We start from the raw sequence: 13,445 nt of genomic DNA, 5'->3' as shown, positions 1-13,445 counted from the left end.
GGTCGGGGCACGACGCCGCGAGGTGTCTCGGCGTCTCGGCTCGTCCGGTTCACCGCGGTCATGTACAAGCCGCAATATCTGCTGTACGGGATCCTGTGGACCCTGGCATTCGAGGGCACCGCGGCACATCTGAGCGGTCACGAGTGGCGGCCCGCAGCGGCGACCGTGGTGCGGATTGTCGTCGTCGTCATCGTGTTGCTCTACCTGCGCATGGTCGATGAACAAAAGGACCTCGAGTACGACCGTCTGCACCATCCCGATCGACCCCTGGTGACCGGTGCGGTGACCGCCGCCGATCTGCGCGTCGGGATGGCGGTGATCGCCGCTGTCGCGGTGGGGGTCTCGGCGCTGTTGTCGTGGGGATCGGCGGTGGCCATCGCGGTGGTCCTGGCCTACGGGCTGGGATTGTGGGCCGCCGAGTCGATGTGGCCGGCGTTGCGCGACGGCGTGCTGGTGAACCTGATCATCACTTACCCGATACAACTCCTGATCGCCGGCTATGTGCTGGTGTCGGGGATCGGCACCGGTCAGATCGACGCCGACGGGCAGGTCGGCTGGGCGGTGCTGATCGTCGCTGCCGCGTTTTTGCAATTCGAGTTCGCGCGCAAGATCTCCCGTAGACCCAGGCCGGGGGAGATGTACTACTCCAACACGCTGGGGGCGTGGCCTGCGGTCGGGGTGTCGCTCGGTCTGGTCGCCGTCGCCGTGGGTGCAAGCCTCGTCGCCTTGGCGCCATGGCGGTTCGGCGGATGGCCCGCCGCCCTCGGGTGGTTGCCCCTGGCGACCGCGATGATCCCGGGACCGGCCGCAGTCGCATTCCGTCGTGGCGGCGACGACTATTCGCCGGTACCCGCCGTCATCTTCGTCCTCGCGTTGTATCTCGAACTGATCGTGGCCGCACTGGTGGTGCCGGTGTTATGACGTGTTCGACGAGGAAGGTGATGCTGCCGTCACCGACGGACCTCGAGTCGTACCCGCAGATGCGACGGCGACGCGACGAAGTCGGTGGTCGACGGACGAACCGGGCGCGGGTCGGCGAGCCGCGGCGTCCGGCGCGCGAACAATGCCGCCGTGGCGAGCAGGATCGTCGACATCGCGAAGTTGCTTCCCGGGCAATGACGTTCGCCGACGCCGAAGGCAAGGTTGGCCCGTTTGTCGAGATGCTCGACCCGCCCGGGCGCCCAGCGGTCCGGATCGAAGGACTCCGGATCGGCGAAGTACCGGGGATCGTGGCTGACCAGGTACGGACTGTAGATCACCATCGCGTCGGCCGGCAGGGTCAGACGGCCGGTGGTGTCGTCGCCGAAAGTGACCGGACCGTCGGCGTTCTGACTGCTGATCCACGGACCCCACATTCGCAGTGTCTCCTGGACCACCCGCCGCAGGTACACCAACTCGGGCAGGTGGTCGGCACGGACCGGGCCGTCACCGACCACCCGCGTCACCTCGTCGACGACCCGCGCCATCACCGATGGTGCCCGCAGGATCTCGTACCAGACCCACGCGAGAATCGAAGCGGTGGAACCGACTCCGGCGGCCACCATCAACAGCAACTCGTCGACGATCTCGTCATCGGTCAGTCCGTCGGCGGGGTCGTCGGTGTGGCCGACCAATACCGACAGCACATCGTCGTGATCGCGGTCCTCGGTGCGGTACGCGGCGACGACGGCGCCGATCTCGCTGCGCAGCATGGCCGCGCGTCGGGCGAAGCGACGGTTGGCCACGATGCGCAGACGTTGCACCGGCGCCGGCAGCGCACCGCGCACGATCACCTCGCCCAGCAACCAGGGCACGGTGTCGCGGACACGTTCGAGGGCGGACGCGCCGAAATCGGCGCTGAACAGGGTGGAGGTGACGGTCTCCAGGATCAGTCCGTGTGCCTCGGTGGTGAGGTCGACGGTGTCCGCGGCGGGCAGTCGGCGCGACCACGAGTCGACCAGCGCGGCGGTGGTGATCGCGTATCGGGCGAGCCGGCCCTGCCGCAACGCCGGCGCCATCTGCCTGCGGCGCTTCTCATGTCGACTGCCGTGCAGCACGTTGGAGGCCTCGCGGATGGCCTCGTGCATCGCGCGCGCGAGGTCGTCGCGATGGAACTCGCCGGCGGTGCGGAAGCCGACCTGGCGGATGAGGTCCGGCGTGGTGAGCAGATACGCCGGCGAGCGCCCCAGGTTCAGGCGCACCACCGGGCCCACCGCACCGAGGGTGCGGATGAAGTGCAGACCACGGCGCAATGCCACCACGCTGTGCCCGAGAACCGGCACCGCGCCGGGTGCGGCGGGAACCTCGTCGGGTGTCGCGGGCAGGCGGGTGTGTCGCGCCCGGGCGTCGTCGATGAGATCGGAGTACAGCGAGATGATGTCGGTGCTCAGTTCCGATTGCCGGACGGGCGATGCGCCGCCGATGCCGGACGAACCGACTCGCGACAGGCGATCGGCGGCCTCCCGCAGGCGATGGCGATCGTCGGCGAGCCCGGCCAGCAACCCGGCCATCGTCGATGTGGTTGTGCCACCGAGGAATCCCGAGCCGGCGTGAATGCTCTCGGCGACGTCGGGATCGCTGTGGATCACCGGGAGTCCGGCGGCGGCCGCCTCGATGAGGACGAGTCCCTGCGTGTCGAACCCGACCGAGGTGAACAACAGCGCGTCGTACCCACGCATTGCCGTGATCACCGCGGCGCGGTCCCGCCGACCGAGGAGACGAACCCGATCGGCGACGTTCAGTTCGGCGATGCGGTTGGCTGCGGCGGCGATCTGGTCGCCGTCACCGATGAGATCGAGTGTGACACCAGGGGATGCGGCGACAGCCTCGATCGCCTGAAGGGGCCGCTTCTCGGCGGAGAGCCGGCCACACCACAGCAGGCGCAACGGGCCATCCGCGGGATCGGGCCGCGATCCGGTGAGTTCGTCGATGAGGGCGTCGTCCACGCCGTTCGGGATCACCCGCACGTCGCCGGCGTAGCCGTGGTCGGTCAGCCGCGTGGCGAAGTGGTGGCTGGGTGTGATCACCGCGTCCGCGGCGCGGCACTGGGCGATCATGGTGTGCCACACGTGATGTGCCGCGCGCGATTCCGTGATTCGGGTGGTGCGGGCACCGCGGGCACCGCGGGCACCGCGGGCAGCTCGGGCACCAGGCACCGCATCGGACGGTTCCTCCCGGCCGCGCTGAGAGATGGCCGCGCGGTGCAGGATTCGCATCGCGAGGGCGGTCGGCAGGGGTGCCGGCGAGGTCAGTTCGACGAAGGCGTCGTCGCGGCTGTGCATGGTCTGGACGAGCGGCAGATGATGCCTGCGAGCGGCACGCACCCCGGCGGCGCCCACACCGTAGGTGGTGTGCACGTGCACCAGGTCGACCGGGCCGCGACGGGTGAATTGCTCATCGATGAGACCGGCGACCGACCGGGTCGGAAAGACCGCGGGAAAACCGTTGACGGACAAGCCGAACACCGGTGGCAGGGTGACGAGCCAGTCCGCCGCGGCGGTCGGCTCGTCGCGTTCGGATTCCGGTGCGAACACCGTCACCGTATGTCCACGGCGTCGCAGTTCTCGCGCCTGGTCGGCGACGGCAACCGAGATCCCACCCAGGGTGTCGGGGTGGAAATCGGTGAACATGGCGATGTGCATCACCAGCAGGGTAACCACATACGGCCGTGCGCGGCCAGCATCGTCGGCGGTCGCGCCGTCGTCTGGATGACGAATCGGAGGACAGCGCAATGAAAGTGGCGATACCACTCACGGGCACACGAGGTGATGTACAGCCGGCCATCGCACTCGGGCTGGAACTCATCCGGCGGGGCCACGACGTCCTGGTGGGTGCACCACCCAACCTCGTCGACTTCACCGGCCGCGCCGGACTGTCCGCCGTGGCGTGCGGACCCGATGTGGCGCAACTGTATTCGTCCGACGAAGGCCAGCGGGCGTTGGCCGCCGGCAGCACCCTGGCGCTGATGCGGATGGTCGGCGATCAGATGGCCGCCTACGCCGACCAGATGAACTCGGAGGTCATCGAGGTGTGCCGGGGGGCCGACGTCGTCGTCGCGACACTGCTCACCGAGGACCGCGCGGCGTCGGTCACCGAGGCATTCGACATTCCGCTGGTCACCATGCACGGATTCCCGGGGCGGCCGAGTCGCACCTACCCGTTTCCGGGGGCGCTTCCCACTCATCTGCGGCCACCGGCACTGGTGAACCGGGCCACGTGGACCATTGCCGACAACCTCCGTCGAATGGTGTTCCTACCGTACCTCAACCGTCTGCGTCGTGAACTGGGCCTGCGACGCAGCATCGCCACACCGACGGAGATGTGTGCCCGGCGTGGCGTGCCGGAGATCCAGATCTATGACCCGGCGCTGGTACCGGGTCTCGCCGAGGAGTGGGGCGACCGCCGACCCTTCGTCGGGTTCCTGCCGCTCGAGCGTGACGCTCGAGAGGCCGTCGGAGAGATGGCCGACGGACACGGCGAGGTGATGGACTGGATCGACGCCGGAGATCCCCCGCTGTACTGCGGATTCGGATCCATGCCGATCCGGGATGCGGCGGCCACCGTGGACATGGTGCGCGACGTCGCGGCACGTTTGGACACCCGCATCCTGGTCAGTGCCGGGTGGAGTGATCTCGATGCCGATCCTCCTGGCAGCGATGAGCGGGTCCTGGTGACCGGCGCGCTCGCCCACGACGTCGTGTTCCCGCGGTGCGTCGCGGCCATGCATCACGGTGGTATCGGCACCACCTTCGAAAGCCTGCGCGCCGGACTGCCAACCCTGGTGTGCTCGGTGTCCTTCGACCAGCCGATGTGGGGTGCACAACTCGAGCGACTCGGCGTCGGCGCCCACCTGCCGTTCGTGAAGCTCACCACGGACTCGTTGACCGCATCCCTGCGCACGGTGCTGGAACGCGATGTCGGGGTACGTGCGCGTGAGTTCGCCGGGCGTCTGGCATGTCGCACCGATGCGACGGCACGGACCGCCGACATCGTCGAGGCGGCGGCCCGGTGACGAGTCGATGCGCGGAAGTGTCGGTGGCCATGACATCCTGATCTCCACGAAGTCCACCCGCCGCGCCCCGGTGGGGCGATCTGTTTCGAGGAGTGAGCGCACAATGTCGGTGACCTATGGCGGCCACGAGTATCGGCTGGTCATGTTCGATCTCGACGACACTCTTGCCCCGTCGAAGAGTCCACTCGACGACTCGATGGTCGACGTGATGCGGCGCCTGCTGCAGCGCAGCCTGGTGTGCATCATCTCCGGCGGACGCTACGAACAGTTCCGGGCCCAGGTACTCGATCGGATCGGCGACATCGACGACGTAGCCAACCTGCACCTCATGCCCACCTGCGGCACCCAGTACGTGCGATGGTCCGACGGTCAGTGGCAGACCGTTTACGCCGAGGACCTCACCGACGATCAGAAGCAGCGCACCCTCGACGCATTGGAGACCGGCGCCAAGGAACTCGGTGTGTGGGAGTCGGAGACCTGGGGACCGATCCTCGAGGATCGCGGGAGCCAGATCACGTTCTCCGCGCTCGGTCAGTCCGCACCCGTGGATGCCAAGAAAGCATGGGATCCGGACGGCGCCAAGAAGGAAGCGCTGCGTGCCTACGCACAGGAACGACTGCCCGATCTCGAGGTGCGCAGCGGTGGCTCGACGTCGGTCGACGTGACCCGAAAGGGAATCGACAAGGCCTACGGCGCAGGCAAGCTGATGGAGATCCTCGATCTGAAGCTGTCCGACATCCTGTTCTTCGGCGACCGCCTGGATGAGGGCGGCAACGATCGTCCCGTACAGGACATGGGTATCGACTCGGCGGCCGTGCACGGCTGGGAAGACACCCACGCGAAACTTGTTGCGCTGCTGGAGAACTGATCGGTAACGCCGGGGACCACGGCGCGGTCAGAGGTGATCGAGGGGTGGCCGCCGTCGAAGTTCCTCGCGACGCAGGCTCTCGATCTGCACCGCTGTCGACAGCACCACCGGTTCACCCCCGGGCGGGCCGATGACCTGCACGCTCTGCGGAAGACCGGCCCGATCGAATCCCACGGGAACGGCAGCGGCGGGATTGCCGAGCACATTCCACATGCTCGTGTACGACGAGACATCGGACGCGGCCCGTGCGAGACCGACAAAACCGTGACGGTCGATCTGGCCGATCGACAGCGCCGTCGTCGGCGTGGTGGGCGTGAGCAGCACATCGACATCGGAGAACAGGGTGGCCAGAAAGCTCTGTGCGGTCGCCTCGGCGTTGCGTTCGGCGCGTCCCACGAACGGGCGCAGCACGCGGCCCAGCGTGGCCATCCGACGCGTCGGGCGTTCCAGGAGATCGGGATGCTCCACCCGGGACGCCTCCTCGGCCACTCCCGTTGCGACCTGAATCTGGAAGGGGATCGCGACATTCGGGTAGTCGGGGTCATCGTGCACCACCTGGTGGCCGGCGGCGGAGAGGTGGTCGGCCAGCGCGGTGAGCGCCGTGACGGATTCGGTATCGGCTTGCCCGCCACGCATCGGGTTGCGGGTGGAGACCAGAATCCGGAGCGGCTGCCGCGGAGAAGCGGCGGCCTCGGTGAAGGTGCCGGCCAATGGTTCCGCGCGGAAGCGATCGGTGTCGGCGGCGCCGGCGATGACGTCGTAGATGAGTGCGCTGTCGGCGACGGTGCGGGTCAGCGGGCCGAGAGTACCCAGGGCTCGCCACAGATCCGGGTGGGGTGCGGTCGGAACCCGGCCGCGCTGTGGTTTGAGGCCGAAGAGTCCGCACCAGGAGGCGGGCAGTCGGATGGATCCACCACCGTCGCCACCGATCCCGGCGGCCACCATTCCCGACGCCACCGCGACCGCGGTACCCCCGCTCGACCCGGCCGGTGATCGGGTCGGATCCCACGGATTGCGTGTCCACCCGTGCGCGGCGGACTCGGTGAACGGCCAGATCCCGAACTCGGGCATCCGGGTCTTGCCGATGATGATGGCTCCCGCCGCGCGCAGTCGACGCACTATCTCGGCGTCGTCGCGTGCCGGTGTGAGAACGGCGCCGCCCCCATAGGCGGTGGGGAGTCCCGCGACGTCGTTCTCGTCTTTGACGGCGATGGGGATGCCATGGAGCGGTCCGAGCAAGGTTCCCGCGCGACGTTGCGCATCGAGGTCATCGGCGGTCGCACGAGCCGAGTCGCTCAGGACGTGACCGAAGGCGTTGAGCGTCGGATTGAGGCGCGCGATCCGGGCGAGGCTGTGCTCGACGAGGTCGCGGGCGCTGACCACGCCGTCCGTTATCCACCTGCGCTGGTCTGTGACCGTACTGAACGCCAACTCCACCACGCAGGTCATTATGACGGGTAACGATCTGAGGTGTCGAGGCCCGTGCGATGCGGCTGGATCGGTGATGTGTGCCGGGGTGCGGATTCGCCGGCGCTGTCAATGGAAAACCGAGCGCTGTCAACGGAGAACCGGGCGCTGTCAATGGAAAACCGAGCGCTGTCAATGGAAAACCGAGCGCTGTCAACGGAGAACCGGGCGCTGTCAACGGAAAACCGAGCGCTGTCAACGGGGAACCGGGCGCTGTCAACGGAGAGCCGGGCGCTGTCAACGGAATTGCGGGCGCTGTCGGTGGGGCCACGGCGCCGTCAGGTGATGGGGCCTGCCGCCGGTTTGACGTACGGGGCGCCGCTGGCGACCGCAAAGGACCGCGCGTGGTAGCTGCCCGTGCGGGGATCGGTCTTGTCGGTGAGGAAGTACCAATCCATCTGTGTCGCAGACGGAGTGACGGTGAGGACCGAATAGCCGTGGGCGTCGAAATCGTTCCATCGGACGTGCCGGTTGGCGGCGATGAGGCCGGTGGTGACGGCCGTGCCCGCGGTGTGTTCGGGTACACCGAGAATGTCGTCGATGTTGCTCGACGTCACCGAGGTGACCACCAATTCGGTTGCCACCGAGCCCTTCTGGGGATAGGCCGCCGCGTCGACGGGGACGTCGCACGCCCACGACGAGTGGATGTCGCCGGTGATGAAGACGACATTGTTGATGCGGTTCTTCGTGATCGTGTCCAGCAGCCGATGCCGGTCGGCGGTGTAGCCGTCCCACTGATCGGGGTTGTAGGGCATGCCCTCCCGGGGGAGTCCGAGGGTCTCGGTGAGGGCGGAGGTTGTCTGGGCGTCCAGGGGTGGCAGCAGCACCGGGCTGATCATCACCGGATTGCCGACGATGCGCCACCGCGTGGATGAGTCGACCAAACCGTCTGTCAGCCAACGCATCTGGTCGGCTCCGGTGATCGATCGAGCCGGGTCGTCGATACTGCTCGAGGTCATCGACGCCTGTTCGTCGCGGTAGGTGCGCAGATCGAGCATCGACAGTTCCAGTAGTCGTCCGAAGCGGAGGCGGCGGTACAGGTGGCGGCCGCCGGCATCGGCGGCGGGGCGGACCGGCATCCACTCGAAGTAGGCGCGCTCCGAGGCGGCCTTGCGGGCCGCCCACGCACCCTCGTCGGCCGAGTGGTTCTCGGCGCCGCCGGACCAGGCGTCGTTGGCGGATTCGTGGTCGTCCCAGGTGCAGATCCAGGGCAGGAGACGATGCAGCGCCGCCAGATCCGCATCGGTCTTGTACTGTGCGTGTCGGATCCGGTAGTCGTGCAGGGTGATGATCTCGTTGCGGGGTTCGTGCGTGCGCACCGCGCCGGTCTTGCCGGTGTACCCGCCGTGTTCGTATTCGTAGAGGTAGTCGCCGAGATGGACGATGGCCGTCAGGTCGCGGTGGTCGCGCAGATGACGGTAGGCGCCGAAGTATCCGGCCTCCCAGTTGGAACACGACACCACGCCGAAGCGGACGCGCGCGACGCCGGCGTCGGGCGACGGCGCGGTGCGGGTGTGTCCGGTCGGTGACACGGCGCCTGCGGCCGGACCCGAGCTCACCCGGAACCGGTACACGTAGCGTGTGTCGGCCGACAATCCCGTTGCGTCGACCTTCACGGTGAAGTCGGTGTCCGGTCCGGCCACTGCCGAACCGGACGACACCACGTGGGTGAACTGCTCGTCGCGTGCGATCTCCCAGGCCACGGTTGCTGCGACTCCGCGCCCCGAACCCGGCGTCGCATCCGCCGTCGGTGTCACCCGGGTCCACAGGATCACCCGATCGGCCAGCGGATCCCCGGAGGCGACGCCGTGCGCGAAGACCGGATGGCCCGGCGCGGCCGCAGCCGGCGACCGGGCCGACAATGGTGCTCCGACGACGGCGGCGGAGCCGGCGATCAGCCCGGACCCCAACAGCGTTCGGCGTGACGTGCCGGTTCGTCCGAGATCGGGCCGTGTCGATCCGGTGGACGCCGAATCGGTGGTGGATGCGGTGATGATGTCCCCCGGACGCTCGCGATGATGGTGTGCGAGGCACATCATGCGGCACCGGCGGCGGTCCGCGCGAGTTCGGGCACACCGAAATCGTGTGGTCGGCAAAATGCGTCACCGGGGCGTCGCCTACTGTTCATCCCCCGGCTGTTCATTCCCCGCGACTCGGCGGTGAATCGTCGGCGTCGGCGAGGGCACGTCACCGGCGTCGACGCCGCTGGTGGACAATCGGTGGGATCGCGCGGCCGCGTGGCCGGCGACGACCAGATGAGGAGTCGACGTGTCGGAGATGGTGCCGTTGCGAGTGCAGATGGTGGCCGCCACTGCCTTCACCCCGCCCGCGGAGGTGCCATGGACCACTGATGCCGATGGGGGAGAGGCGCTCGTCGAGTTCGCCGGCCGGGCCTGCTACCAGAGCTGGGACAAGCCCAATCCGCGGACCGCCACCAACGCCGGATACCTGCGGCACATCCTGGAGGTCGGTCATCTCTCACTGCTCGAACACGCGACGGTGACCTTCTACATCACCGGGATCTCACGGTCGTGCACCCACGAACTCATCCGGCACCGGCATTTCTCCTACTCGCAACTGTCGCAGCGCTTCGTGCCCGAGCACGACTCGAACGTCGTGCCGCCCCCGGCCATCCGGGGTGACGACGAGCTCGAGCGGCTGTTCACCGAGGCCACCGATGCGAGCCGGGAGGCCTACACCGAACTGCTGGCCGCCCTGGAAGCGAAGTTCGCCGACGTCCCCAACGCCATCCTGAGACGCAAGCAGGCCCGTCAGGCCGCGCGGTCGGTACTGCCCAACGCCACCGAGACGAAGATCGTCGTCACCGGCAATTACCGCGCATGGCGGCATTTCGTCGGCATGCGGGCCACCGAACACGCCGACGTCGAGATCCGCCAGCTCGCCGTCGAATGTCTACGGCAACTGATGGAGGTCGCACCGACCGTCTTCGGTGACTTCGAGATCGGCGAACTGGCCGACGGCACCGAGGTCGCGACGTCGCCGTTCGTCCTGGAGGGCTGAGCGACCCCAGCGCCGTATGCAGGTGCCAACAGCTGACACCTACGGACGGCACTGGCAGGGGACACGCCGGACACGCGTCACCTGCGACCCGTTCGCTCCGGCGAGGACCGCCACGGTAGCCTTGAGCACCATGAACGCAGCCGCTTCGCAGCCACAGGCGCACCCATTCGGGACCAACGTCGTGGCCATGGTGACCCCCTTCCGGCCCGACGGTTCGCTGGATCTGGACAAGGCTGCCGAACTGGCCGACCATCTCGTCGGAAAGGGCTGCGACGGGTTGGTGGTCTCCGGCACCACGGGGGAGTCGCCGACGACCACCGTCGCCGAGAAGCTGGATCTGTTGCGTGTGGTGCTCGACGCCGTCGGTGATCGTGCCCGCATCACTCAGGGTGCCGGTAGTTATGACACCGCCGAGAGCATTCGTTTCGCCCGGGCATCGGCACAGGCCGGTGCCCATGCCCTGCTCGTCGTCACGCCCTACTACTCGAAACCGCCGCAGGCCGGGCTGCTCGCACATTTCCGTGCCGTCGCCGACTCCACCGACCTACCGGTGCTCCTCTACGACATCCCGCCACGCTCGGTGGTGCCCATCGCCAACGAGACGATGCTGGCGCTCGCCGAGCACCCCCGGATTCTCGGGGTCAAGGACGCCAAGGGCGATCTGCATTCGGCCGCCGGACTCATCGCGTCCACCGACCTGGAGTACCTCTCCGGCGAAGACGCGCTGAACCTCCCGTGGCTGGCGATCGGCGCCACCGGATTCGTCAGCGTGATCGGACATCTCGTCGCGGATCGCCTGCGCGACATGCAGATCGCCGTGGAGAAGGGTGACATGCAGGCCGCGCGTGCGATCAACGTCACGATGCTCCCGCTCGTCAACGCGATGGGACGCCTGGGTGGGGTGACGATGGTGAAGGCGTCGCTGCGGATTCTGGGCCTCGAGGTCGGCGATCCCCGACTTCCTCAAGTGCCCGCCGACGGTCAGCAGATCGAGGCGTTGAACGCCGATCTGCGCGCAGCAGGGTTGCTGAGCTGATGACCCGCCCACCGCGTCGCCGCAGCGCCCGCCGCCAGGCCGGCCCGCCCGAGATCGCTCCCGAACAGCAACCGGCCGAACAGAATCCGGCCGATCAGACCACATCACCTCACACCGCCGACAATGCCGAACCGCCGGTGGTCGCGGTGTCCGAGGTGCCCGACACCACCGTTCCGGACAAACCGGCGGCCACCCGCGGGGGCAACCAGGGCTCACGCCGATCCGGACGACACGAGCGGCGTGACAACAGGGGATCCGAGAACAAGGGACCGGGCAACAAGGGATCGGGCAACAAAGGATCGGGGCGGAACGCATCCGGTTCGTCGCACACCGCCCCCGTCGACCGGCTCGGCACTCCACGCCGTCTGCCGAAGGGTGCGCTGCGCGTGGTCGCGCTCGGCGGGATCGGTGAGATCGGCCGCAACATGACCGTCTTCGAATACGGCGGACGGCTCCTCATCGTCGACTGTGGGGTGCTGTTCCCCGAGGACGCCCAACCCGGCGTCGACCTCATCCTGCCCGACTTCCGCTACATCGAGGACCGGATGGATGACGTCGAGGCCGTCATCCTCACCCACGGACACGAGGATCACATCGGTGCGGTGCCATTCCTGCTCCGGTTGCGCAGCGACATCCCGGTGATCGGCTCGAAGTTCACGCTGGCATTGGTCGAGGCCAAGTGCCGCGAGCATCGGTTGCGTCCCAAGCTGATTCAGGTGCGTGAGGGTGAACGCACCCAGCACGGCCCCTTCGAATGTGAGTACTTCGCGGTCAACCACTCGATCCCGGACGCCATCGCCGTGGCAATCCGCACCCCGGCCGGTGTGGCGCTGCACACCGGCGACATCAAACTCGATCAGTTGCCGCTCGACGGCCGGTTGACCGACCTCGCCGGTTTCAGCCGCCTCGGTGACGAGGGCGTGGACCTGTTCCTCGTCGACTCCACCAATGCGGAGGTCCCCGGCTTCGTCACGCCCGAACGTCAGATCGGCGGTGTGCTCGACCAGGTGATCGGCAAGGCGCGGGGGCGCGTGATCGTGGCCTCGTTCGCCAGTCACGTGCACCGCATCCAGCAGATCATCGACGTCGCCCGCGCCCACGACCGCCGGGTCACCTTCGTCGGCCGGTCGATGGTCCGCAACATGCAGATCGCGCAGGATCTCGGATACCTCGAGGTGCCCGCCGGGGTCGTCATCGACATGGACACCGCGGCCACCCTGCCCGATCACCGCGTCGTCCTCATCTCCACCGGGTCGCAGGGTGAACCGCTATCCGCGTTGTCGCGGATGGCCCGCGGTGAACATCGACAGATCAACATCCGCTCGGCCGACCTCGTCGTGCTGGCATCCTCGTTGATCCCGGGCAACGAGAACTCGGTGTTCGCGGTGGTCAACGGCCTGGCGAAACTCGGTGCGACCGTCATCACCCAGCAGAGCGCCAAGGTGCACGTGTCGGGTCACGCCTCGGCGGGTGAACTGCTGTATCTGTACAACGCCGTCCGGCCGAGCAACGCGATGCCGGTGCACGGCGAATGGCGGCACCTGCGTGCCAACGCCGCCCTCGCCGAGGCCACCGGGGTCAACCCCGACAGCATCATGCTCGCCGAGGACGGTGTGGTGGTCGACCTCATCGACGGGCAGGCACGGATCGTCGGGCGTGTCCCCGTTGGCCACGTCTACGTCGACGGTCTGTCGGTCGGCGACGTCGGCGAGTCCACCTTGTCGGAGCGACTCGTCCTCGGTGAAGGCGGCTTCATCGCGATCACCGTGGCGATCGACGCCACCACCGGTCGTGCGGTCAGCACCCCGGAGGTCTCCGGACGCGGATTCTCCGACGATCCCGACGCCCTCAAGGCCGCGGCCGATCTGGTCGATCAGACCCTCGACGCGCTGGCCGCCGAGGGTGTGTCCGACACCCATCGCATCGCGCAGGCGATCCGGCGCGCCGTGGGCCGATGGGTCGCCGACACCTACCGCCGGCGCCCGATGATCGTCCCGACGGTGCTGGCGGTCGGCGACTGATCGCTGCGGTCGGATCACCGGCCGACCGGTCGTTGGAACACA

The 13,445-nt window shown here is 68.0% G+C and carries 9 protein-coding genes; 6 read left to right on the top strand and 3 right to left on the bottom strand.

Going from position 1 to position 13,445, the window contains the following annotated elements; all coding sequences use genetic code 11:
* The first annotated feature begins 60 nt into the window (after positions 1-60).
* Complete coding sequence (locus ACWDPV_RS22485; RefSeq protein ID WP_449744753.1) at positions 61-921, top strand: hypothetical protein; 861 nt, start codon at positions 61-63, stop codon at positions 919-921.
* A 29-nt stretch (positions 922-950) separates the two neighbouring features.
* Here ACWDPV_RS22485 and ACWDPV_RS22480 read toward each other — a convergent pair whose 3' ends face one another.
* Positions 951-3,620: a cytochrome P450 gene (locus tag ACWDPV_RS22480; RefSeq protein ID WP_449744752.1), complete on the bottom strand. Its 2,670-nt coding sequence runs from the start codon at positions 3,618-3,620 to the stop codon at positions 951-953.
* A gap of 89 nt (positions 3,621-3,709) precedes the next feature.
* Here ACWDPV_RS22480 and ACWDPV_RS22475 point away from each other — a divergent pair, with 89 nt between their 5' ends.
* Positions 3,710-4,990 (top strand): glycosyltransferase, encoded by a 1,281-nt coding sequence (locus tag ACWDPV_RS22475; RefSeq protein ID WP_449744751.1) that lies wholly within the window; start codon positions 3,710-3,712, stop codon positions 4,988-4,990.
* Positions 4,991-5,093: 103 nt separating this feature from the next.
* Positions 5,094-5,858 carry an HAD-IIB family hydrolase gene (locus ACWDPV_RS22470; protein ID WP_449744750.1) on the top strand — a complete coding sequence of 255 codons (765 nt, stop codon included), beginning with the start codon at positions 5,094-5,096 and terminating at the stop codon, positions 5,856-5,858.
* 27 nt (positions 5,859-5,885) lie between these two features.
* Here the strand turns inward: ACWDPV_RS22470 and ACWDPV_RS22465 are convergent, their stop codons facing one another.
* Both ACWDPV_RS22465 and ACWDPV_RS22460 read right to left on the bottom strand, forming a co-directional pair.
* Positions 5,886-7,307, bottom strand: a complete 1,422-nt coding sequence (locus ACWDPV_RS22465; RefSeq protein ID WP_449744749.1) for an amidase — start codon at positions 7,305-7,307, stop codon at positions 5,886-5,888.
* A gap of 296 nt (positions 7,308-7,603) precedes the next feature.
* Positions 7,604-9,364: an alkaline phosphatase D family protein gene (locus ACWDPV_RS22460; protein ID WP_449744748.1), complete on the bottom strand. Its 1,761-nt coding sequence runs from the start codon at positions 9,362-9,364 to the stop codon at positions 7,604-7,606.
* Positions 9,365-9,593: 229 nt separating this feature from the next.
* On the opposite strand from ACWDPV_RS22460, the gene thyX reads away from it, so the two are divergent.
* The 3 genes from thyX (at position 9,594) to ACWDPV_RS22445 (ending at position 13,403) form a co-directional block, all read left to right on the top strand.
* Complete coding sequence (gene thyX, locus ACWDPV_RS22455; protein WP_348803529.1) at positions 9,594-10,346, top strand: FAD-dependent thymidylate synthase; 753 nt, start codon at positions 9,594-9,596, stop codon at positions 10,344-10,346.
* Between the two features lie 130 nt (positions 10,347-10,476).
* The gene (gene dapA, locus ACWDPV_RS22450) at positions 10,477-11,382 is read left to right on the top strand and encodes a 4-hydroxy-tetrahydrodipicolinate synthase (protein ID WP_449744747.1); all 906 of its coding nucleotides are present in this window, start codon (positions 10,477-10,479) and stop codon (positions 11,380-11,382) included.
* Positions 11,382-13,403 (top strand): ribonuclease J, encoded by a 2,022-nt coding sequence (locus ACWDPV_RS22445; RefSeq protein WP_449744746.1) that lies wholly within the window; start codon positions 11,382-11,384, stop codon positions 13,401-13,403. Before dapA ends, ACWDPV_RS22445 begins: the two co-directional genes overlap by 1 nt.
* Positions 13,404-13,445 lie beyond the last annotated feature (42 nt).

The organism is Gordonia sp. NPDC003504 (assembly GCF_053587995.1).
The sequence above is the reverse complement of the archived record's forward strand: the minus strand, read 5'-3'. Positions and strand labels throughout refer to the sequence as shown.